General features: G+C 43.5%; 27 protein-coding genes and 1 pseudogene. 7 read left to right on the forward strand and 21 right to left on the reverse strand.

Going from position 1 to position 20,458, the window contains the following annotated elements; translation table 11 throughout:
- The first annotated feature begins 101 nt into the window (after positions 1-101).
- Positions 102-710 (forward strand): nitroreductase family protein, encoded by a 609-nt coding sequence (locus BLL41_RS11440; protein WP_014664292.1) that lies wholly within the window; start codon positions 102-104, stop codon positions 708-710.
- A gap of 42 nt (positions 711-752) precedes the next feature.
- Here the strand turns inward: BLL41_RS11440 and BLL41_RS11445 are convergent, their stop codons facing one another.
- Both BLL41_RS11445 and BLL41_RS11450 read right to left on the reverse strand, forming a co-directional pair.
- Entirely contained in the window at positions 753-1,355 is a 603-nt protein-coding gene (locus BLL41_RS11445; protein ID WP_071577941.1) for an alpha/beta hydrolase, read from the reverse strand.
- Between the two features lie 14 nt (positions 1,356-1,369).
- Positions 1,370-2,281, reverse strand: coding sequence for a ring-cleaving dioxygenase (locus BLL41_RS11450; RefSeq protein ID WP_071577942.1), 912 nt, complete (start codon positions 2,279-2,281; stop codon positions 1,370-1,372).
- 183 nt (positions 2,282-2,464) lie between these two features.
- On the opposite strand from BLL41_RS11450, the gene BLL41_RS11455 reads away from it, so the two are divergent.
- Together BLL41_RS11455 and BLL41_RS11460 are read left to right on the forward strand one after the other, a co-directional pair.
- A complete protein-coding gene (locus tag BLL41_RS11455; protein WP_071577943.1) occupies positions 2,465-2,665 on the forward strand; it encodes a DUF3311 domain-containing protein in 201 nt (66 codons plus the stop codon).
- On the forward strand, positions 2,665-4,155 hold the full coding sequence (locus tag BLL41_RS11460; protein WP_071577944.1) for a sodium:solute symporter family protein: 1,491 nt from the start codon (positions 2,665-2,667) through the stop codon (positions 4,153-4,155). The genes BLL41_RS11455 and BLL41_RS11460 overlap by 1 nt, the downstream gene beginning before the upstream one ends.
- A gap of 34 nt (positions 4,156-4,189) precedes the next feature.
- Here BLL41_RS11460 and ctpA read toward each other — a convergent pair whose 3' ends face one another.
- Positions 4,190-5,590 carry a carboxy-terminal processing protease CtpA gene (gene ctpA / locus BLL41_RS11465; protein WP_071577945.1) on the reverse strand — a complete coding sequence of 467 codons (1,401 nt, stop codon included), beginning with the start codon at positions 5,588-5,590 and terminating at the stop codon, positions 4,190-4,192.
- Between the two features lie 152 nt (positions 5,591-5,742).
- Between ctpA and BLL41_RS11470 the strand changes: the two genes are divergently transcribed.
- Together BLL41_RS11470 and BLL41_RS11475 are read left to right on the forward strand one after the other, a co-directional pair.
- The gene (locus tag BLL41_RS11470) at positions 5,743-6,444 is read left to right on the forward strand and encodes a class I SAM-dependent methyltransferase (RefSeq protein ID WP_071577946.1); all 702 of its coding nucleotides are present in this window, start codon (positions 5,743-5,745) and stop codon (positions 6,442-6,444) included.
- An 86-nt stretch (positions 6,445-6,530) separates the two neighbouring features.
- The gene (locus BLL41_RS11475; protein WP_071577947.1) at positions 6,531-6,782 is read left to right on the forward strand and encodes a hypothetical protein; all 252 of its coding nucleotides are present in this window, start codon (positions 6,531-6,533) and stop codon (positions 6,780-6,782) included.
- Between the two features lie 81 nt (positions 6,783-6,863).
- On the opposite strand, the gene ldcB is transcribed toward BLL41_RS11475, so the two are convergent.
- Both ldcB and deoD read right to left on the reverse strand, forming a co-directional pair.
- Positions 6,864-7,685, reverse strand: a complete 822-nt coding sequence (gene ldcB, locus BLL41_RS11480; protein WP_071577948.1) for an LD-carboxypeptidase LdcB — start codon at positions 7,683-7,685, stop codon at positions 6,864-6,866.
- A gap of 82 nt (positions 7,686-7,767) precedes the next feature.
- Positions 7,768-8,469 carry a purine-nucleoside phosphorylase gene (deoD, locus tag BLL41_RS11485; protein ID WP_003241589.1) on the reverse strand — a complete coding sequence of 234 codons (702 nt, stop codon included), beginning with the start codon at positions 8,467-8,469 and terminating at the stop codon, positions 7,768-7,770.
- A 201-nt stretch (positions 8,470-8,670) separates the two neighbouring features.
- Here deoD and BLL41_RS11490 point away from each other — a divergent pair, with 201 nt between their 5' ends.
- Positions 8,671-8,796, forward strand: a complete 126-nt coding sequence (locus BLL41_RS11490) for a hypothetical protein (protein WP_071577949.1) — start codon at positions 8,671-8,673, stop codon at positions 8,794-8,796.
- 39 nt (positions 8,797-8,835) lie between these two features.
- Here BLL41_RS11490 and yodL read toward each other — a convergent pair whose 3' ends face one another.
- The 3 genes from yodL to BLL41_RS11505 all read right to left on the reverse strand — a co-directional run bounded on the left by yodL (position 8,836) and on the right by BLL41_RS11505 (position 10,077).
- Positions 8,836-9,150, reverse strand: coding sequence for a shape determination protein YodL (yodL, locus tag BLL41_RS11495; RefSeq protein ID WP_003218144.1), 315 nt, complete (start codon positions 9,148-9,150; stop codon positions 8,836-8,838).
- Between the two features lie 60 nt (positions 9,151-9,210).
- On the reverse strand, positions 9,211-9,822 hold the full coding sequence (gene pgpB, locus BLL41_RS11500; protein WP_071577950.1) for a phosphatidylglycerophosphatase PgpB: 612 nt from the start codon (positions 9,820-9,822) through the stop codon (positions 9,211-9,213).
- Between the two features lie 78 nt (positions 9,823-9,900).
- On the reverse strand, positions 9,901-10,077 hold the full coding sequence (locus BLL41_RS11505) for a YozD family protein (RefSeq protein WP_003231166.1): 177 nt from the start codon (positions 10,075-10,077) through the stop codon (positions 9,901-9,903).
- 118 nt (positions 10,078-10,195) lie between these two features.
- Here BLL41_RS11505 and BLL41_RS11510 point away from each other — a divergent pair, with 118 nt between their 5' ends.
- Positions 10,196-10,339, forward strand: a complete 144-nt coding sequence (locus tag BLL41_RS11510) for a hypothetical protein (RefSeq protein ID WP_014664301.1) — start codon at positions 10,196-10,198, stop codon at positions 10,337-10,339.
- On the opposite strand, the gene BLL41_RS11515 is transcribed toward BLL41_RS11510, so the two are convergent.
- From BLL41_RS11515 to cgeD, 13 genes and pseudogenes are all read right to left on the reverse strand, one after another.
- Complete coding sequence (locus BLL41_RS11515) at positions 10,336-11,016, reverse strand: hypothetical protein (RefSeq protein WP_071577951.1); 681 nt, start codon at positions 11,014-11,016, stop codon at positions 10,336-10,338. The two genes, BLL41_RS11510 and BLL41_RS11515, sit on opposite strands and share 4 nt — an antisense overlap.
- Positions 11,017-11,167: 151 nt before the next feature.
- Positions 11,168-11,392 carry a YozE family protein gene (locus BLL41_RS11525; protein ID WP_003241575.1) on the reverse strand — a complete coding sequence of 75 codons (225 nt, stop codon included), beginning with the start codon at positions 11,390-11,392 and terminating at the stop codon, positions 11,168-11,170.
- Between the two features lie 86 nt (positions 11,393-11,478).
- Positions 11,479-11,757: a YokU family protein gene (locus BLL41_RS11530; RefSeq protein WP_040082864.1), complete on the reverse strand. Its 279-nt coding sequence runs from the start codon at positions 11,755-11,757 to the stop codon at positions 11,479-11,481.
- Positions 11,754-13,169, reverse strand: a complete 1,416-nt coding sequence (kamA, locus tag BLL41_RS11535; protein WP_071577953.1) for a lysine 2,3-aminomutase — start codon at positions 13,167-13,169, stop codon at positions 11,754-11,756. The genes BLL41_RS11530 and kamA overlap by 4 nt, the downstream gene beginning before the upstream one ends.
- Before the next feature lie 28 nt (positions 13,170-13,197).
- A complete protein-coding gene (gene ablB, locus BLL41_RS11540) occupies positions 13,198-14,025 on the reverse strand; it encodes a putative beta-lysine N-acetyltransferase (RefSeq protein WP_071577954.1) in 828 nt (275 codons plus the stop codon).
- Complete coding sequence (locus BLL41_RS11545) at positions 14,003-15,313, reverse strand: peptidase (protein WP_083427997.1); 1,311 nt, start codon at positions 15,311-15,313, stop codon at positions 14,003-14,005. The genes ablB and BLL41_RS11545 overlap by 23 nt, the downstream gene beginning before the upstream one ends.
- Positions 15,314-15,321: 8 nt before the next feature.
- Entirely contained in the window at positions 15,322-15,975 is a 654-nt protein-coding gene (locus tag BLL41_RS11550; protein WP_071577956.1) for a 3-oxoacid CoA-transferase subunit B, read from the reverse strand.
- Positions 15,960-16,649, reverse strand: coding sequence for a CoA transferase subunit A (locus BLL41_RS11555; RefSeq protein WP_071577957.1), 690 nt, complete (start codon positions 16,647-16,649; stop codon positions 15,960-15,962). The genes BLL41_RS11550 and BLL41_RS11555 overlap by 16 nt, the downstream gene beginning before the upstream one ends.
- Before the next feature lie 6 nt (positions 16,650-16,655).
- Positions 16,656-17,990, reverse strand: coding sequence for an aspartate aminotransferase family protein (locus BLL41_RS11560; protein ID WP_071577958.1), 1,335 nt, complete (start codon positions 17,988-17,990; stop codon positions 16,656-16,658).
- Positions 17,971-18,125: pseudogene (locus BLL41_RS22615) on the reverse strand (hypothetical protein). The gene BLL41_RS11560 and the pseudogene BLL41_RS22615 overlap by 20 nt, the downstream one beginning before the upstream one ends.
- On the reverse strand, positions 18,119-18,268 hold the full coding sequence (locus BLL41_RS23305) for a YjcZ family sporulation protein (RefSeq protein WP_370881202.1): 150 nt from the start codon (positions 18,266-18,268) through the stop codon (positions 18,119-18,121). Before BLL41_RS23305 ends, BLL41_RS22615 begins: the two are co-directional and overlap by 7 nt.
- Positions 18,269-18,311: 43 nt before the next feature.
- Complete coding sequence (gene cgeE, locus BLL41_RS11575) at positions 18,312-19,091, reverse strand: spore maturation N-acetyltransferase CgeE (RefSeq protein ID WP_071577959.1); 780 nt, start codon at positions 19,089-19,091, stop codon at positions 18,312-18,314.
- Between the two features lie 28 nt (positions 19,092-19,119).
- Positions 19,120-20,400 carry a spore maturation glycosyltransferase CgeD gene (gene cgeD / locus BLL41_RS11580; protein WP_071577960.1) on the reverse strand — a complete coding sequence of 427 codons (1,281 nt, stop codon included), beginning with the start codon at positions 20,398-20,400 and terminating at the stop codon, positions 19,120-19,122.
- Positions 20,401-20,458 lie beyond the last annotated feature (58 nt).

Below are 20,458 nucleotides of genomic sequence, written 5' to 3' on the forward strand. Positions count from 1 at the left end.
ACATGTATTCAATGATCCATTACAATAATCTTTCAAGTTACATTTAGTAAGCTTCTAACTTTTCTATTATCATACCACGTTTATCCCAAGGAGGAAACACTATGACGAATACTCTGGATGTTTTAAAAGCACGAGCATCTGTAAAGGAATATGATACAAATGCCCCGATCTCTAAGGAAGAGCTGACTGAGCTATTGGATCTTGCCGCTAAAGCGCCTTCAGCTTGGAACCTTCAGCATTGGCATTTTACAGTATTCCACAGCGATGAATCAAAAGCAGCACTTCTTCCTGTAGCGTATAATCAAAAACAAATCGTTGAGTCTTCTGCTGTTGTTGCCATTTTAGGCGATTTAAAGGCAAATGAAAACGGTGAAGAAGTTTACGCTGAATTAGCAAGCCAAGGCTATATTACAGATGAAATCAAACAGACTTTGCTCGGCCAAATCAACGGTGCCTACCAAAGCGAGCAATTCGCACGCGATTCCGCTTTTTTAAATGCTTCTTTAGCTGCTATGCAGCTTATGATTGCCGCAAAAGCAAAAGGTTATGACACTTGCGCAATCGGCGGATTTAACAAAGAGCAGTTCCAAAAGCAATTTGATATCAGTGAGCGCTATGTTCCTGTTATGCTTATTTCAATCGGCAAAGCAGTAAAACCTGCCCATCAAAGCAACCGCTTGCCGCTTTCAAAAGTGTCAACTTGGCTGTAAGGATATGAAAAACCTTAGTCCGACATACGGACTAAGGTTTTTTTATACAATCGCTTCTTTGTACCATTCACGGGCCTGTTCAGCTTCATGCTGAGTCAGTTGATGGCCCCCGTCCTGCCAGAAGACGGAGGCTGATGCTCCGCTGTCACGTAAATAGCGGTAAAGCTCTTCTGATTCTTCCTTCGTGCAGAGAGGGTCGTATTTCCCGGCACCGATAAAAACGGGAAGCCCCGCCATATCAGGCAGCTCGATACCGCGAATCGGAACCATTGGATGATGCAGAATAGCCCCTTTTAACACATCTTTATAATGAAAAAGCAGGCTTGCCGCAATATTTGCGCCGTTTGAATAACCGACTGCAATCACTCGGCTGCGATCAAATTGATGCGTTTCTGCAGCCTCGTCGATAAAATCTTTCAATTCTCTTGTCCGCACCACAAGATCCTTTTCATCAAAAACCCCTTCACTCAGACGTTTGAAAAATCGCGGCATTCCATTTTCAAGCACCGATCCTCTGACACCAAGCAAATGAGCATGAGGGTCTATAAACCGCCCCAATGAAAGCAGATCGTGTTCATTTCCGCCCGTGCCATGCAACAGCAAAAGTACGTTTTCAGATGTCCCTTTTTCATAAATATGCTTCATCATAAATTCCCCCTTTAAAGTTCAGGCAAAATGTCTGTAATTTGTTGTCTATGTTTCTCCAGCCAATCAGGCAGTTTTAAGGAAGTCCCTAGCTTATCATATGGTTCATCTGTCATAAAACCCGGTTCATCTGTCGCGATTTCAAATAAGATACCGCCTTTCTCTCTGAAATAAACGGATGTAAAGTATTCCCTGTCAAGGATTTCTGACGCAGGCAGATGGTGTTCAGCAATAATCGGCAGCCATTTCGCCTGTTCCGCTTTCTTTGTCCGAAACGCTACATGGTGTACCGTCCCATAACCTCCCACCCCTCTTTTTTCAGAATGTAAATGAACGTCAATAACATCACCGACGGCTGCTGAGGATGTCAGCCTGACAATCTGATCTTCTTCGGCCACTTTGGTATATCCAAAGCTTTCTGTTAACAATTGTATGGTTGCCTGCGGCTCGTAGGAATACAGCAGCACGCCTTTCATTCCCGTAATTGCTTCATTTGTTGTGATCCCATCAGGCGTCCACTCGCTTTTGCTGCTTTTCGCATCCTCCATGATCGCCAGCGGAAGGTCTTCTGTATCATCAAAAATAAGGCCCTTTTCACCGAATAACGTCTTTTCCTCTAGAATCAGCCCGTTTTTCTCAAGGCGCTCCTTCCAAAAAGACAGGGAGCCTGCAGGAACTGAAAAGTACACCCGGCCCGCTTGGCCTTTGCCGACCGTTCCCTGTCCGCTTCCTTGGAACGGAAAAAAGGTCATTATTGTGCCGGGATCTCCATTTTGATTCCCAAAGTAAAAATGATACGTTCCGGGATCATCAAAGTTTACTGTTTTTTTAACAAGCCTGAGCCCAAGCACTTCTGTATAAAATCGCAAGTTTTCCTGCGGATCTCTCGCAAATGCTGTGACATGGTGCAATCCTTCTGTTTTCATTTTCTCACTCCTATTTATCTCGATTTCAAGATATTTATTATTTTAAACCTTTATTGAAAAGGATGCAAACCATGTGTTTTGATTAAATAATTGAAAAAATCATTTTTTTCTAATAATTATCTTGTGATCTTATCTTACAACTGCTATTATAGTGAGCATTATCATGTTTCAGGAGGAAAGTAAATGGTTAAAAAAGCACTTATTATTATTCTTATTCTTTTGCCATTCGTTCAGCTCGCGCTTTTGCCGCTCGTGAATCGAATAGAACCGATTATGTTCGGCCTGCCGTTTTTCCACTTTTGGCTGCTGTTGTGGATTATCATTACGCCGTTATGCTCGTTTGGCATTTACCAGATGCAAAAAAAAGATGGAGGACTTGAATAATGCAAGGAAATCTGACTGCACTTCTTATTACAGCTATTATCGTTTTAACCGTTGTCTGTATCGGGTTTCTTGCCGGAAGAGACAAATCCTCACGTACTTCTGTGGAAGAATGGTCTGTTGGCGGCAGACGCTTCGGCGGTCTTCTCGTCTGGTTTTTAGTAGGCGCTGACCTCTATACGGCCTATACTTTCTTGGGGTTAACCAGTACGGCTTTTACAGGGGGAAGTGTTGCATTTTTCGCCATTCCCTACTCTGTGTTGGCCTACTTTATTGCCTACTTCTTCCTGCCTAAACTTTGGAAAGTTGCGAAAATTCATAAATTAACAACACTCGCGGATTACGCTCGGGAACGTTTTGGCAGTAAGCTTTTGGCAAGCCTTGTTGCCATCGTCGGGGTGCTCATGCTTATTCCGTACATATGCCTTCAGCTGAGCGGCATTCAAGACACGCTTCAGGTTGCCGGCACCGGATATATTAACGTAAAATTCGTTGTAATCATTTCATTTATTCTTGTTGCTCTTTATACATTCTTTAGCGGGATTAAAGGGCCTACATTTACAGCTATCATTAAAGACATTTTAGTATGGGTCATTATGCTGTTTATGGTGGTGTCTCTCCCTCTCATTCATTTTAACGGCTGGACGCCGATGATTGACACGTTAGTGAAGGAAGCGCCGCAAATGCTGACGATACCGGCAGAAGGGCCAAAAGGCATTCCTTGGTTTATCACAGCATCTATTGTTTCCGCTCTGGCACTTTTTATGTGGGCACACGCCGCTACAGGCGTTTTTACAGCGAAAAGCGCCGATGCAGTAAGAAAAAACAGCATGTTTTTGCCGCTTTATAATATTGTGTTAATTTTGGTCATTTTTCTTGGCTTTATCGCGTTTCTTGTTCTGCCGGAAGATACAAATCCAAGACTGGCGCTGCTGCATTTGATTCAAACATCTTACGGCGGCGTGGCGCAAGGTTTTGCATATGCCACGATTGCTCTTGCTTCATTGATCCCTTGTTCCATCATGGCAATCGGGGCATCAAATTTGTTCGCCAATAACTTGTACCGCGACTTGATTCATCCGACTGTATCTCAAAGCAAGCTGACCCTTGTCACACGTTCAATGGTGTTTGTTGTCATCGGTCTTGCGCTTCTGTTTGGAATGCTGTTTCCGACTGCTTTAGTGACACTTCAGCTATTAGGCGTATCCGGTATGGTGCAAATCTTCCCTGCGATTGCTGTCAGCCTGTTCTGGAAAAACCAAACGAAAGAAGCAACGGTTATCGGATTATTAGTCGGCCTAGCGGTAACGTTTATTGTGTATACCACTCAATCCGCACATGGCATTTATGAAGGATTCTGGGGACTGGCCGCCAACATGATCGCTGTGGGTATCCTGAATCCGCTGTTCGTTAAAAACGCGGGATCTAATCCTGTCATTGAAGGTTTATTTGGCAAAAAACAAGACGCTAATCCAAATCAAAAGGGTGCATAAAAAAACCATACGCGGCAGCCGCGTATGGTTTTTTTTACATTTCTTTTTTCAGTGTTTCAATTGCCTTTTCCATTTGCGTATCATTATCAGACAGCTTCTTTTGAAGTTCTATCATTAATTTCGTTGTTGTATCGCCAGTCAGTATGCCTGTTTCTTTCAGCTTCTCTTTTTTCTGAAACTGTTTGACGACAGATACAAAATCCTGGTCATACGTACTGTTAACCTTCACCTTATAACCAAGTGCTTTGAGCATTTTCTGAGCCACTTTGACGTTTGTGCCTGAATCACCTGATTTGTACGTTTTATCTGCGTCCAAATACGGCAGCTTCGCGTAATCAGGCAGCTCTGCTTTCACTTGAGGCTTGATACCTTTTTTGTGAATCCATTCACCGTCAGCAGTCAGCCATTTGGCAACTGTTAGTTTGACGGTAGAGCCATCATCATATTCTTTTGCCGTTTGCACTGTGCCTTTACCGAATGTCGGCTCGCCGATTAACGGTACGTCTGACGATTCATGCAGGGCAGCGGCCATAATTTCGGCTGCGCTTGCTGTACCGTCATTTACTAAAACAGCGGTCGGCTTGGTCACTTTTCGTTCTTTTTCGGCCTTCATGACTTCTTTTGAACCGTTTTTGTATTCAACCTGCATGATGTTTTTCCCTTTATCAATGAACAGGTTGCTCATCGTAATCGCCTGTTCCATTAAGCCGCCCGGGTTGCCTCTCAAGTCTAAAATATAGCCTTTGGCGCCTTTTTTCTCTAAACTGTCAATCGCATTTGTCAGCTCTTTAGCTGTTGTTTCAGAGAAAGAAGTGATTTGAATTTCTCCGATGTTGTTGTCTTTCATCTCTGAATAGACAGTCTCTACAGGAATGGTATCGCGCTTAATGGAAAGATCGATATGACCCACTCCCGCTCTGTTCAGTTCAAGCTTCACCTTTGTGCCCTTTTTGCCTCGGATTAAAGCAACGGCCTCATTTACATTCATGCCTTTAACGCTTTTTCCATTCACCTTTAGGATTTGGTCCCTTGGTTTAATACCGGCTTTTTCAGCAGGTGAACCTTTAATTGGCGATACAATAAGGATTTCTCCGTCTTTCTCCTCCACTTGGGCTCCAATTCCTTCAAAAGATGCTGAAATCGTCTCGTCGAATGATTTCGCTTGCTCTTGATCCATATATGTAGAATACGGATCATCCAGTGATTGAATCATTCCTTTAATTGCTCCGTCTACTAATTTGTCATCATCTGTTTTTTGGTAATAATCACTTTTGATTTGCTCATACGCTTTATTTAATTTGTCGAACTTGCTGTCTCCTGTGCTTGCTGATTTTTGGCCCAGGATACTGGAATTGCCCGTAATAAATAAAGTAAGCGCCGAAGCGACAACTGCAGTGATCAGCACAATAAAAAACAGTTTTAATTGCCGTTTCAATTAAACACCACCTTTTTCTTCTTACATTATTATCATGGACGAATTCTTATTCGTCAACTCGGAGCAGAAATGAGAGAGAAACGCCCTTCTTTTGCTTTTCATAAACCTATGTCTTTATACGACATATGATAAAGAAAAAGGAGGATTCGATATTGAGCCGATATTTAGAAATGCTGTCCTTATTCGGTGTCGCAGGAGCGCACCCAGGCGGGCTGGCTTTTTCAAAAGCAGTCTTGCAAAAGGCTGCGCCCTCCCCGGACCAGCCGATACTTGATGCCGGATGCGGAACAGGGCAAACAGCGGCTTATTTAGGACACTTGCTGTATCCTGTGACAGTCGTTGATAAAGATCCTATCATGCTTGAAAAAGCGAAAAAAAGATTTGCGAATGAAGGGCTTGCCATCCCTGCATATCAGGCGGAGCTGGAACATCTTCCGTTTTCTTCTGAGTCCTTTTCCTGCGTTCTGTCAGAGTCGGTCCTCAGTTTTTCACGCCTGACTTCCTCTCTTCAAGAAATTTCAAGAGTTTTAAAACCTGGCGGGATGCTGATTGGTATTGAAGCAGCTTTAAAAAAACCGATGCCCCCTGCAGAAAAAAATCAAATGATGGATTTTTACGGATTTACTTGCTTGCATGAAGAAAGGGAATGGCATAAACTCTTAAGATCTTATGGCTTTCAAAAAACAGAAGCGATGACACTTCTTCCAGAAGATATGGAATTTGAACCAACCACAGAAATGGATTTATCGCAAACGATCGCCCCCATCTATTACGATACGCTTCAAACACATTATCAGCTCATGCAAATATATAGTGAGTACATGGGTCATTGTATTTTTATCGCGTATAAGTAAAACGGCGTATCGCCCCCGATTTTCGTCCAACCTTTTTTTCCTATCTATCATATGCTGATAGAAAGTCAGTATAGGAGGGAACAATATTGGAGAGATATTACCATCTTTGCCGTAACCATCAAGGTAAAGTCGTCAGAATTACAGAAAGAGGCGGTAGAGTTCACGTCGGCAGAATTACCCGTGTAACAAGAGACAGAGTTTATATTGCTCCGGTCGGCGCAGGCCCAAGAGGTTTTGGTTACGGATATTGGGGCGGTTATTGGGGATATGGAGCGGCTTACGGGATTTCCCTCGGTTTAATTGCAGGAGTGGCTCTGGCTGGTTTATTCTTCTGGTAAATAGAGAATCATAGTCAGATCAATGCTAGATTCACCGAATACAAGTAAGCCCGCTTATCAATGGTAAGCGGGCTATCTCTATTAGATTTTTTTCACTTTTTCAAAGTACTCTTCCAGCGTTAAATCATTATCATGTATGACTTTCGCGGCTTTTTTGCCTACATAGCGCAGGTGCCATGGCTCATATTCATATTTCGTAATATCTTCTTTATTTTTCGGATAGCGAATGATAAAGCCATATTTATAAGCATTGTCCTGCACCCATTTCCCATCGGCCGTGCTGCCGAAGGCTTCATTTAGCTCAAAGCCATTGCTTCGGCTGGAAATATCCATCGCTAGGCCTGTTTGGTGTTCACTTTCACCTGGGTAAGCAACCGCTTCTCTTGCCTTCTTTTCTCCTTTAAGGCTTACTTCATTGTCGAAAATGACTTTCTGTCTGTCATACGCACGGTACCCTGAGACAGCCGCCAGTTCATAGCCTTCCTTTTTCGCAGCATCAAACATCGTTTTTAACGCGTCTGCCGCTTCCTTTCTGATGTAACGTTTTTGAATCTTTTCTTCAAAAGAAAACTCCACATCAGGAATGACAAGATCGCTAGGTTCATAGTTTCCGGGCAGCGCGTATTGTTTATTGACAAGCGCGAGTATATTTTCTGGATTTTGAATGGTTTCCAGACCGTCCACTTTTTTAATATCATTGAAATACTTGCTTTCCAATGAAAACTCACTGTCCTGGGTGTTTGTTTTTTTGCTGTCATCTGTTTTTTGTTCTGATTGCTTTGTTTCTGCTGTGGTTTTCGTATCCTTTTGAGCATCTCCATTTGACATGCTGCAGCCGGCTCCGACTATTGCCGTTACACTCAGAGCGGCAGCCAGTGAGAACCATTTACCGGACTTTTTCATATTACATTACCTTCCTTTTATCAATCGTTTCCGCATTCATAAAGAAGAGGCTGCCGGCACCCAGCACGCCTCTTGATTTATTTTATTGTGATACGGAATGTAAAGCCACTTCTATCATATCATGAAATGTGGTTTGACGCTCTTCCGCTGTCGTTTCTTCTCCTGTTAATACGTGATCACTCACGGTGAGAATTGACAGCGCTTTTCTCCCGTGCTTCGCTGCTAATGTATACAATGCAGTGGTTTCCATTTCAACACCCAGCACACCGTATTTTGCAAGCTTTTCAATTTGCGAATCGTCATTGTAGAACTGGTCAGCAGTAAACACGCTTCCTACAGTCACCGGCACACCTTTATCCTTTGCGGCATCATAGGCATTTTTTAAGAGCTCGAAATCTGCACAAGGCGCAAAATCAATGCTTCCGAAAGCGACTCTGTTCATTTGTGAATCAGTTGAGGAGGTCATCGCTAAAATGACATCTCGCACTTTGACATCTTTACGGATAGCGCCGCAAGAACCTACTCTTATTAGATTCTGCACATCGTAGCTTTGAATTAATTCATTCACATAAATTGAAATAGACGGAACGCCCATTCCCGTGCCTTGCACTGAGATTTTTTTGCCTTTATATGTACCCGTAAACCCATACATGCCTCTGACTTCATTGTAGCATTCTACATTTTCAAGATACGTTTCTGCAATGAATTTTGCTCTGAGAGGATCACCCGGCAAAAGCACAGTATCCGCAATTTGTCCCTTTTCAGCACCTATATGTACGCTCATCTCATATCCTCCTGTAAATCTAAATTATCATCCAGCCCGTCCATTTTACAACGAATGTCATGATGAAACAAACTTCAGCATTGATTATAAAGGAATATGTAGAAAAAAGAAATGTTCGAGGATCTGTTAGGCGCTTTCTGAGAAAAACGGATAATCGGGGTGTTAATTTGAAAACCTAACCGCAGGAAGGAGGGGTGGGACATGGGTAAAAAACATCGTAACCGGATCACCGGCCAAAAAAAGAACAATCATATACCTGAAAAAGATATCGTTGCAGCTGAAGAAGCACACGGGAAAGAATATTCTGCTGCCAAACGCAAGCCTTAAAACTGCAGAAAACTGCGGATTTCCGCAGTTTTCTTTTCGTTATGTCGTTTGTACAATCAGACGATTGATTTTCCTCCAGCCGGCGGGAAGCAGTTTATAATATGTTTTCCCTTTTCTGCCTTCATCAATCAGGATCACGTCCCCTGTGGCCATAAATCTTGCATCATAATCACTCGGAACAGTGTCGAATACATTAAACAAAGAGAACGCTCTTTTCAGCACATCTTGATGATCGCTCCCGTTCAGTTCAGTTCGATACACGGCTCTGTAGCCCTTTTTTTCGCCAAACCGGGGTGTTTGAAATATTGTCACGTCATAGGAACAAGACTTCTTTTTAAACACGGATAACATCATCAAGATCCCCTCCCTTTTATTTCTTTAACATATTGGCGTTTTTGCTGTGTTTTCCTCTCTCTATTTTTGTCGAAACCGCTTAATCTTTTCGTCAAAACCTTTTACTAGGAAAAACAGAAGCAAGCCGAGACTGAAGCCTCCTAACACGTCTGTCAAAAAATGAACCCCCAGATAGACTCTGCTTATGCCGACCAAAACAGTGATTACGCCGGCAATGGTATATACCATTTTTTTACGCTTGGACAAAAACGGGAGGTGTTTCACTAAATAATAAGCAATGACAGGATATACACAAGCAGCATTCATGGAGTGGCCGCTCGGAAAACTGAAGGATGATTCATGAACCATCGGTGCAAAATCAGGCCTCACTCTTTCGATCCATTCTTTTAAGACTTTATTTAACAGCCGATCTGCGCCGAATACCAAGAGCATCAACAGGCCATCCCATGTTTTTCTGTAAAAAAACAGGCCCGCTCCGATGATCACAATTAGAGGAAGCAGAAAAGAAGAAGCACCAAGATGCGTGATTCCTGTCATGACATCATTAAGCCATGGCTGGCGGATCAAAACAGCCGCCTTGCTTATGATTTCATCTGCGGATTGAACAGCATTTGTATGAATGGCAGCAGCTAGAATTAGGAAAAAAAGAAACAAACTAACGGGCTTGTACAACAATGTAACCACCTCAATTTCACAGAAGTCATAGAACATGAATAATAAAACCGGAGCTGACCGCTCCGGTTTTAAGCCTCACTCATCTTCATCCAGCTCTTCATCTATCATACATTTTTCTATCAAATAATCAAAGGTAATATCAGCGATTTCAAACAGCTCATCCTCACTCGGTATGTAGCCCCGTCTTGCAAGCTCTCTGTAAAAAAATTCAGCGATTTCTTCCGTATCAATCACAAGATCTATCTCTTTCATCTCCGTACCGCCTCCTTTTTTATGTTTTATGAAAAAACAGGCTGAATTATACCCGGTGTTCTAAACAATTCTTTCAGTCATATATTAAATAAAAAACAAGCCATGGGAGGCTGACGCTATGATCGCTAAAATGATGGAAGCACTGGACGGAGAAAGATTTGATATCATAATGGAAAAAACGCTCAAAGGGATGACGCGTGTGATGATTTGGGGCTGTCTGCCTTATTTTATATATATCTTGATCCGTATGTTCACAAACTAACTGAAATGCTCTTTTAAACTTTCCAGAACAAACTTCATCATATCTTTATATTCTTCATCCTGAAACATTTCGTACAGAATTTTGTAATCATTATAAATATCCAAAAGCTCATCAACAATTGATACAGCAAGGATGTGAAGGGTATCTTGATCTTCATCATCGCCTTCAAACTGAAGAAGAGCAGACGATGCGATATCTTCGCCGATCTCATGGCCAGTTTCTCCGACATAGTGGACAAACAACAGCTGGTGTACAAACTGGTCCATTTCATATTTTCTAAGCACCAGCGTGAGATCCTCTTCCTCCGTTTCAAGCCACTCTCCATCCTTTAAACGGGTGAGCTCATAAATGATATCCTCCCAGCCATCTTCTAAATATCTCCAAATTTCTGTTCTGTGACCGATAATGCGAAAGAGTTCTTTTCCATAATCTTTTACATAAACAACGTCCCCAATAAGGAATTCATACTCAATATCAAGCTTTTCCATGTCGACAATGACACCCTCATAATCTTTGTAAAGCTGAATGGACGATTCAAAGTACAAAACTTCGTTATGATTGACCTCATAAAGATAGTGTTTATCAATTTGGTGCACTTTTGTGATGGTGCCAACTGTTCCATACATAATGACGACTACGATATCCCCTACTTGGAATTTCGGTTTATTTTGCTTCATTGGTGTCTCCCCCTCGCCGCAACATTTCTCATACGCTATCGTATGCCGGGTGAAGCCAATTCGCATGGGCATGAAAACCAAAGGAAATATCCAATTATGGTATGGATATGGACATAAAAAAATCCGCAGTGACCTGCGGATGAAACAGCTATTATCTGCCGTGCACTTCAGCCTCGTATTGATCCCAAGCTTCATCAAACGTTGCCATCGTGTGAAGATAATCAGCATTCAGCTCCAAATACGAACTGATTTCATGATAATCGGTTGATGTTTTCGGAAAGCTGTGATCCTCATACGCCTGATTGGCAAATTCACTGATGCTGTCCTTCGGCTTCGGGTGCCTGTATTTTAATAAATAGTGATAAAAGGATTTCATGGGTTTCCCCTCCTGGTGTCTGTCTTTTGTTGTTCTATTATACAGTTCAAGTGTAAAATTACAACAAAAGAATACTGAAACATGACTCAGGAGAAGTCAAAATAGTTGCGTTTCAAAATCCTTTCTGTCTCCATGAGCTGCTGATACGTTAGGCTTTCAGGCAGTTTTTTTGTTTGAATCAAAAGCAGCTGATCCTCAATCTCCTTAACCGTATTTTCCTCTTGATAGCTCATACCGCAGGCAGCACATACCATAGCGGGAGTGTCTGTCAATTCTATAGCCCTCGTTCCATCAGGGAGCTCCCAGTACACCGTGTTCCTGCCGGGCACCGCTTCAAGTTCGCCGCACCATTCGCATGTTTTCATGAAGAATCTCCTCCGCTTTCAATCTCTTCCTGTTTTTTCTGCTGCGCCAAAAATTTCTTTTCTTTAAGCTGATCTCTTTTCTCACGCCGGTCTTTTAATGTTTCATGCTCCGGATTTGCGATGTAGGCCTCTCTCCTTTTGATTCTGTCTACATTTTCAGGTGTAAATGAAACTTCTTTGTCAGCAAAAATGGCACTCAGCCCGACTGGATCCTTTTTGTCAGCGGTTTCAGGGAAAACGGACTCAAAATAAGCGTCTGCCTGGTTGGGGATATAATTCTCCGGTTCCGGATATGACGTAATCACACCTTCAAAATTTCTCAAAATGACTTTGTCAGGACTTTGTGACAGGACATAGTTTGGCTGCAGGGCGATTTTACCTCCGCCCCCTGGTGCGTCAACGACAAAGGTAGGAACCGCATAGCCTGAGGTATGCCCTCTCAACCCTTCAATGATCTCCAAACCTTTTGAAACAGGCGCTCTGAAATGCCCGATGCCCTCTGACAGATCACATTGGTAGATATAATACGGACGGACTCTGATTTTTACCAAATCGTGCATGAGCTTTTTCATAATTGGAACCGAATCATTAATACCTGCTAATACGACAGCCTGATTTCCGACCGGTACACCTGCGTTCACAAGCTTTTCACAGGCTTCAACGGATTCCTCTGTCATTTCGATGCTTGTGTTGAAATGGGTGTTCAGCCAGACCGGATGATATTTTTTCAATATCTCACACAATTGATCGGTAATGCGCTGCGGAAAGACGACGGGCGCCCTTGTTCCGATTCTGATGACTTCCAAATGCGGAATGCTGCGCAGCTCTTTTAAAATGTATTCTAAAATTTGATCATTGATAAGCAGCCCGTCACCGCCTGAGATTAAACAATCACGGATTTCGGGTGTTTCCCGGATATAAGCAATTGCAGCATCCAGTTGTTTTTTAGGGACTCCCATTCCGATTTGTCCGGAAAAACGCCTTCTTGTGCAGTAGCGGCAGTACATGGAACATTGATTCGTGACAAGAAACAGCACACGGTCGGGATAGCGGTGTGTCAGACCGGGTACCGGTGAATCTTCATCCTCATGTAGCGGGTCTTCCAGATCGTATTTTGTTTTGTGCATTTCTTCAGAAAGCGGCACAGACTGCATGCGGATCGGGCATCTCGGATTGTCGGGGTCCATTAAAGAAGCATAGTAAGGCGTAATATTTAAGGGGATCGTTTTTGTAGAAATTCTGACACCTTCCTCTTCTTCCTTGGTCAGATTGATGACCTTCTTTAAATCCTCTAACGTTCTAACAGTATGCGTCAGCTGCCAAAGCCAATCGTTCCATTTCTCTTCCGGAACGTCCTTCCATAACTCGATCTCCTTCCAATGCCGTTTCGGTTTATACCATTTGTTTTCCAAACGAACTCCTCCTCGCGCATGTTTTGACTTACAGTTGTTTGCACCAAATATTCATGTTTTCAAGACCTTCGGCTATAAAGCAATTATTGATCAGCCTTCCGCCATACTGATAACCTGAATGATACAACACAGCATTCATCCCAAAAGACGAAGCACGGGCGAGAGAAAACACATGAAAGATATCCCTTCCAGCCATTTCTTGTTCTAACGCCTCGATTAAAAAGCTTGTCAGCGAATGGCCGCGATATTCCGGCAGCACAGCGCAATCGGTTATTTCCGCATGCCCCAGCTCTGGATTGATTTCTGCGCTTGCTGCGCTGATCAGGCGGTCATGATCAAGCATGATATAATACACCGTATTTGCATTCATCGTCTGTTCAATATAAGCGGGGTCAAATACGGGGGTCGGATACGTACGGAATACTTTTTTATACAGCATTGACAGCTGATACATGTCGTTTGTTTCTGCTTTTCTCATCGTAAAAACGGGTATGTTGTCGTTGCGTAGACGGGGCACTGTGCGATATAAAGATTCGATGATCTCCTGTTCCTCAGTATATGAATCTGTTTGTCTCCGGCTTTCTGAAAGGTAACGAACCATGACACAAGCCGAATGGCCGAGATAGTAGCCCTTTAGATAACCCTCCGGCGCAAATAATTGTTTGGCAAGCATTGGTTCATCATGCTGCTTCGTATAGACGATGATTTTTTCCGCATTCTCTTCTTTCGCCGCTGCCACGATATCTGGCAGGGCCTTCTCAATGGCTCCGTCATAACAGACCACTCTGATTCGTTTATTAAAGCTGTCATGGTCCAAAACTGCTGTGACACCACTACTCTTTATCGACTTGAGCATCCGCATCCTCCCCGTCTGTATGAAGCCCGCACCAATCCATGATAAAAAGTGCAATAATTTTAGCAGATTCTATCATGGCTTCACCCTCAATGTATTCATTGGCCTGATGAGCCACTTTTGTTTCCCCCGGCCCGAAAACGATCACTGGTGTATCACCTGCATGGTACAAAAGCCCTCCATCCGTTCCCCACGGGGAAGCCTCAATAATCGGCTCGGTCTGTTTCATTTTTTGATAGGCTGATTGCAGCACAGAAATTAAAGGATGATCATTGGGTAAATCATTCGGCAGCCATTGAGCGCCAAACCATTCGACTTGTACGGGATGGCGTTTAAACCATTCGTCATAGTATTCTAAATCCTTCAGCCAGTTTTCCAATTCAAGTTTTACAGCTTCTGGTTTCTCATGGGGAGCAATTCCGCATCTCCCTTCTATGACGACACGATCTGCAACTGAAGATGGCCAAGCACCGCCCGAGATGGTGCCGATATTCACCGGTACCGGTATTGGGATATTGTCATACAGCGGATCTGAAATTCTCGCATTGCGGACTTTCTCCAGCTCTTGTATCGCTGTGATAACGTGCATGCTTTTTTCAATCGCGCTTACCCCTTCATAGCGTGTGCCCCCATGTGCCGCTAATCCCTTCACAGTGATCCGAAACCACATCGAGCCCTGCTGCTTAATAAATAGTTTCATATTCGTCGGTTCAGGAATTAATGCCCCGTCAGCACGATAGCCTCTCATGATGGCAGACAGTGTACCGGCGCCGCCGCACTCTTCATCTACAACACTCTGAAACAATACATCTCCCTTCAATTTGACATCGCAGGCGTGCAGGGCTTCTAAAGCAAAAAGAAGGGCTGTATTGCCTCCCTTCATATCCGTTGAGCCTCGGCCGTATATTTTACCGTTTTCTTCGACAGCTTGATACGGTTCATACTTCCAATCCTTTACGCTTCCTTCAGGCACAACATCGATATGGCCGTTCAAAATCAGGGACCTGCCTCCGCCGGCTCCCGTTTTTTTAGCCACGATATTCGGGCTCTCATGAAAATCGGATCGGTTAGATTTAAAGTAGGGATGCTGTTTTAATTGCTTTAGGCTTGGCTCCCATACATCTATGTCCATATGAAATTGCCGCAGTTTTTCAAGCACAACAGCTTGGGCGTTAAACTCTGATCCCAAAGTGCTTTTTTCCCCAATCAGCCTTTTGAGAAGACGAATGGCTTTGGCCGAATGCTGATCAAGCCACCCGATTACTTTTCTTTCAATGTCTTGCATCCTCATTCCCCCTCTTAAGAAAAAGGCATATCTATTTTGATTTCAGCCTCTGTCAGCCTCGTCACCTCATCGATTGTCGAGCCATTCATCAGCTCTTTTAAAATGAAGTGATGGCCATCGACCTCAAGAACCGCTTTTTCGGTAATAATCAAATCCACACAGCCTGCAGCAGTTAACGGCAGCGTACAGCTTTCTGTTAATTTAGGCCTTCCCTTTTGATCTGTATGACTCATGACAACAACCACTTTTTTCGCTTTTTGGGCAAGCTCCATCGCCCCGCCCATACCCGGCACCTTTTTTCCCGGAACAAGCCAATTTGCCAAATCGCCTGATTGGCTCACCTGCAGGGCGCCTAAGATCGTAATGTCAATTTTGCCTCTTCTGATCATCGCAAAAGACATCGTTGTATCAAAATAAGAAGCCCCTTTTACGGCCCGGACAGGATATCCCGCAGCGTTGCATAAATGCGCATCCTCTTCTCCCTTTTCAGGACTTTCTCCAATGCCAAGGACACCGTTTTCGGCTTGAAACATGACCTGCATGTCAGATGGCAAAAAGTTAGGGACCAAGGATGGGATGCCGATGCCGAGATTCACAATCATGCCCTGCTTAATTTCAGCAGCAGCCCGTTTTGCGATCTGTTCTCTTTCTGCTACTCCCAAGCCCATTTCCACTTCACTCCTTCACTTCGTACAACCCCCTCGACAAAAACCCCCGGCGTGACAATCATTTCCTCAGAAATCTCTCCCATCGGAACGATACGCTCAGCTTCGGCAAAGGTTCTCGTGGCGGCCATTGCCATTAGCGGATTCATATTGCGCGCGGTTTTGTCATACGTTAGATTGCCGAATTCATCGGCAATGCACGCATTGATGAAAGCAAAATCAGCCGTCAGCGCTTCTTCTATCAAATATCGTTTTCCCGCCACAGTTACGATATCCTTTTCCTCGCAAACCATTTGATTATCAATGCCGATATCGCTTAAAATACCGCCAAGTCCCGCTCCGCCGGCGCGAATCCGCTCCGCAAGCGTTCCCTGAGGTGAAAATTGAACTTCTAATGTCCCGTCTGTCATCTGTTTTCCGGCTACAGGATTAGAACCGATATGCGAGGCGATCAGGGTTTTGACCCGTTGATTAACAATAAGCGGGCCGATCCCTATCTCCGGGAAACCCGCGTCATTGCAAATAACAGTTAAATCCGTTACACCGCTGTCCAAAATAGCCTCAATCAATGAAGGAGGCGACCCGACTCCCCCAAAACCGCCAAACATCAGAACCGATCCGTCCTGAACATCTGCAATTGCTGTTTCAATGCTGATTGCTTTTTGAAATGGCACCATTTGATGTCAATCCTTTTTTAAGTTTTTTTCGACCGCTGCAACTGTTTCTGAAAAAATAGAGATAAGCTCTTCAACTTCACCGTCTGAAATGGTAAAAGGAGGAGCAATAATGACAGCATCTCCTTCTCCGCTGTCTATCCCAGCTTTAGAAGGATAAACAATCAGCCCGCGTTTTTTCGCCTCGCTGACAATAAGCTGGGTTACCGCCTGTTCTGGCGGAAACACTTTCTTCGTTTTCTTGTCTGCCACAAATTCAATGCCTAATAGCAGACCTTTTCCTCGCACATCACCTATGATGCCGCTTTGAGACGCCGCCTCTTCAAGCTTCTTCTTCAGCACAGCTCCTTTTATTTCTGATTGTTTGATCAAGCCGTGCTTTAACACATACCGCAAAACTTCAAGAGCAGCTTTGGCTGAATAGGGATGTGCACTATATGTGTGGCCGCTCATAATCACACCTGATCCTTGTTTAATCGTTTCAACAATCGAATCAGATACAACTGCAGCAGCAATAGGGGCATACCCCGCACCGAGACCCTTGCCTAATACAGCAATATCAGGAACGGTGTGCCAATGCTCTGTCGCAAGCATCCTTCCTGTTCTCCCAAGCCCTGTCATTACTTCGTCTGCAATAAAAAGCACGTCTTGTGTGCGGCATACCTCGCTTAATCTCTCATAATATCCCGGAGGCGGAGTAATCGCTGCTCCTGCAGCACCAATAATTGGCTCAGCCACAAAGCCGGCGATGAATTGGCTTCCGATTCTTTTGATCGCAGTGTCTAGTTCATCAGCTGCAGACTGAACAAAGTCTTCTGCCGTCTCAGAATTCAGCCGATAAATGTGTGGAGCTGAGATAGCTGGATACCGTTCAATGAGATGGGTGAACCTGTATCTCCTTTCATAAAAACCAGATAATGAAAGCGCTCCCAAAGTTATTCCGTGGTAACTGCTCCACCGAGACAAAAAGATGGATTTTTGTGTTTGCTTTTTTTCCTGCCAATACTGAATGGCTATTTTCATCGCTGTTTCTATCGCTTCTGATCCGCTGTTGACAAAAAAAGACCAATTCACATCTCCCGGCAGCTCCTGCGCCAAGAGAGCGGCTAATTGCTCAGCGGGCTCGCTCGTAAACTGTGAGCGGTAAGCAAAAGACACCTGATCAAGCTGTTCTTTCAACTTCTCAGTCACATCACGAACTCCGTGGCCGATATTACATGTCACCGCACCTGACGAGCCGTCAAGATATTTTTTTCCGGTCTGATCATACACATATGAACCCTTCGCATAACCGACAACCGGATAGGCCGAGCTAAGCTCCGGCTTAATCAAATAACTGCTCATGCTCCCACCTCAAAACCCTTTTAACATATTGTATGAGTGTCCAAATGGCGGCATGACGTTCCCAGCAAAAACTTTTTCACATAAAAAGAGCCTCCCTGAAGGGGAAGGCTCTTTTTGAATTTCAGCATCTAGCAAATAAAAGCGGCTCCTACAATAATTAATAAAATGAACAAGACAACAATCAATACAAATGTATTTGTCCCGCAGCCAAATCCATAACCGTATCCAGGGTATCCATACATGCTGTTTTCATCCTTTCTTATCACGATATACGGCATTTTATGCGGGCCAAGTCCCAAATGGTTTGTGCAAACGCCTATTTCATGTAAGGAAATAATGAAAAACGGTATGCACCCGCTCATATTTTTTAAATGTCAGCTTTTCGTAAAAATGGGTTGCACCGTCTGTGCTTGTAGCCACTAAGTAGGCTGCTTCCATTCCTAGTGATTTGGCGATGGACAGCATTTCTTGCACTAAGACACTGCCGTAGCCCTTCCTTTGAAACTGATCTAAAATTGCTACTTCTTCGATTTTAGCTGTTTTCTCTTGCTGATCGATAAACAGCTCGCCGCACCCAATGGGAATTTTCTGTGCCTGGTCGCTATAACAAACAACAAGTATGATTGTACCCGCTTCGTAGAAAGGATATTTTCTATTTAATTTTTGTTCTGCGATCGCTTCTCCAATATAAATGGAATCGTAAATTTTCATAATAGAAGATCCGTCGCTAAGGCTCTTTGCTGTCCCCCATGCGGTTAAAGGATGTCCCACCCGCCCCTTCCAGTCACTCAGCTTCATGTCATATAGTAGCTCATCCTCGACGACAAAGCCGCTTTTTACAAGCGACTGCTTCAAACCGAGCGGAAAAACATGTTGCGGCGACGCTTTTAAATGGAGATAATTCGCCTCAAGCAGCTTTGGTACGGAGGGCAAAAAGTTCAATAATCGCTCCAATGGAAACGTATCATGGAGCTGAACAAAATTATGAGAAAAAATTTGCGGAAGCTGAGGATCTCTGTATACGCTGTAATGATCAAACGATGTCGATTCAGACGTTAACAATATATATTGATGTTCCGTTTTTGAATAATGTCCTGTCATGAACGTCTCCTTTTTATGACCTATCCCTTTACTCTGTTGCAATATTCAATTTCTTTATAATCTCATCGTACACCGGATAAAACGGCTTTCCAATTGGAAATTGCTGAATATTTCGGAAAGAAGCGGAGATTGGCTTCTGATGTAAAAAAAACTTCCTTGCTACTTGTTCACTAATTGGGTGAAAGAAGCCGTTTAGAAACAAAAACGGCTCGCGTTCGATGAAAAACAGCCTTCGGCCAGGCGGATTTTTGATCAATTCAGATCGCTTCCACATAATCGGCGGCCCTTCCAAAAGCGCCTCCATCTCTTCTTTTCCAACTGTCAATATGTCTTTTCTTTGAAATTGATAGAATTGAAACGCATACTGGTCCACAATGCGCCTTTTTTTTCCGGCTTCGATATAAAATATGGCAGGATGGTCAGCTTCCTTTACTAAAATATAATTCGGAATGTTTAAATTTCTCCCAATCCTATATTGGAATAAATATGGGTCTGGAACAGCGACAGTCCGATTTAGATACCAGAAACTCCACTTTTCCCCGACAGGGTGCCGTACACCCTGATCAAGAAAATACACAGTTTGATCTGAACCTTTTACAAAAGAGCCGTCAATCAAATCGGCGGGCAGAAACCGATATGCATTTTGAAATGAATCTGGGGTTTTATAAGTTGTATCTAATACTTCATTTATCGGCAGAAATGGGGTAAAGTTGTTGAGTCTCGCCCAAAAAATTGCGTCGCCATGATTCCAATGCTTCATATCATCATCCCAATAGCCTCCATATTTATGGTGAATGAGATTAAGTAACGAACGGCGATGCATTACTGAACAATGATCAACATGAAAAGCCGCCTGCTCTAGCACTGCATTGGCATTTCTGTAGAAATGTGAGATTTCCTCTCCCCTTTCGTTTACATGTACAACTTTTTGTTTTGAATAGACAACCTGCGCTTCAGGCTGATGTGAAAATTCTTGCACCATACGGCTCAGCCGCTCGGGATGATAAACAGTGTCATCAGTAAGATAGGAAATGTAATCGCCGTCTGCAAATGGGAGCGCACTGTTAATTAATGTGGCATAACGAGCTGTTTTTAATCGATCTGCAGGGTGCACGAAACTGTTATGATATTGAATGCGCCGGTCATGAAGATACTTGTGAATTACCGCAGTTGTTTCTGCATTCGAATGATCATCCATAATAAAAAGCTCCCAAAGATAATGCGTTTGCTGTATCACGCTTTCGATCGTTTTTTGCAAATAATCGGGTTTATTGTAACTTGTTAAAATAATAGACACTTTCTCTCCCATCTATACCGCCCCCGCCGTCAAACATAAAAACGGCTCCGCAGCAAGCAGAGCCTCTGTC

Source organism: Bacillus sp. FMQ74, assembly GCF_001875785.1.
Lineage (GTDB): Bacteria > Bacillota > Bacilli > Bacillales > Bacillaceae > Bacillus > Bacillus stercoris.

Coding starts and splice junctions, on each gene's coding strand:
- BLL41_RS11440 (WP_014664292.1), top strand. CDS start 102: ATGACGAATACTCTGGATGTTTTAAAAGCACGAGCATCTGTAAAGGAA.
- BLL41_RS11445 (WP_071577941.1), bottom strand. CDS start 1,355: ATGAAGCATATTTATGAAAAAGGGACATCTGAAAACGTACTTTTGCTG.
- BLL41_RS11450 (WP_071577942.1), bottom strand. CDS start 2,281: ATGAAAACAGAAGGATTGCACCATGTCACAGCATTTGCGAGAGATCCG.
- BLL41_RS11455 (WP_071577943.1), top strand. CDS start 2,465: ATGGTTAAAAAAGCACTTATTATTATTCTTATTCTTTTGCCATTCGTT.
- BLL41_RS11460 (WP_071577944.1), top strand. CDS start 2,665: ATGCAAGGAAATCTGACTGCACTTCTTATTACAGCTATTATCGTTTTA.
- ldcB (WP_071577948.1), bottom strand. CDS start 7,685: ATGAAAAAGTCCGGTAAATGGTTCTCACTGGCTGCCGCTCTGAGTGTA.
- deoD (WP_003241589.1), bottom strand. CDS start 8,469: ATGAGCGTACATATAGGTGCTGAAAAGGGACAAATTGCGGATACTGTG.
- BLL41_RS11490 (WP_071577949.1), top strand. CDS start 8,671: ATGGGTAAAAAACATCGTAACCGGATCACCGGCCAAAAAAAGAACAAT.
- yodL (WP_003218144.1), bottom strand. CDS start 9,150: ATGATGTTATCCGTGTTTAAAAAGAAGTCTTGTTCCTATGACGTGACA.
- BLL41_RS11505 (WP_003231166.1), bottom strand. CDS start 10,077: ATGAAAGAGATAGATCTTGTGATTGATACGGAAGAAATCGCTGAATTT.
- BLL41_RS11510 (WP_014664301.1), top strand. CDS start 10,196: ATGATCGCTAAAATGATGGAAGCACTGGACGGAGAAAGATTTGATATC.
- BLL41_RS11515 (WP_071577951.1), bottom strand. CDS start 11,016: ATGAAGCAAAATAAACCGAAATTCCAAGTAGGGGATATCGTAGTCGTC.
- BLL41_RS11525 (WP_003241575.1), bottom strand. CDS start 11,392: ATGAAATCCTTTTATCACTATTTATTAAAATACAGGCACCCGAAGCCG.
- BLL41_RS11530 (WP_040082864.1), bottom strand. CDS start 11,757: ATGAAAACATGCGAATGGTGCGGCGAACTTGAAGCGGTGCCCGGCAGG.
- ablB (WP_071577954.1), bottom strand. CDS start 14,025: ATGCTCAAGTCGATAAAGAGTAGTGGTGTCACAGCAGTTTTGGACCAT.
- BLL41_RS11545 (WP_083427997.1), bottom strand. CDS start 15,313: ATGAGGATGCAAGACATTGAAAGAAAAGTAATCGGGTGGCTTGATCAG.
- BLL41_RS11550 (WP_071577956.1), bottom strand. CDS start 15,975: ATGGGCTTGGGAGTAGCAGAAAGAGAACAGATCGCAAAACGGGCTGCT.
- BLL41_RS11555 (WP_071577957.1), bottom strand. CDS start 16,649: ATGGTGCCATTTCAAAAAGCAATCAGCATTGAAACAGCAATTGCAGAT.
- BLL41_RS11560 (WP_071577958.1), bottom strand. CDS start 17,990: ATGAGCAGTTATTTGATTAAGCCGGAGCTTAGCTCGGCCTATCCGGTT.
- BLL41_RS23305 (WP_370881202.1), bottom strand. CDS start 18,268: ATGCCGTATATCGTGATAAGAAAGGATGAAAACAGCATGTATGGATAC.
- cgeE (WP_071577959.1), bottom strand. CDS start 19,091: ATGACAGGACATTATTCAAAAACGGAACATCAATATATATTGTTAACG.
- cgeD (WP_071577960.1), bottom strand. CDS start 20,400: ATGGGAGAGAAAGTGTCTATTATTTTAACAAGTTACAATAAACCCGAT.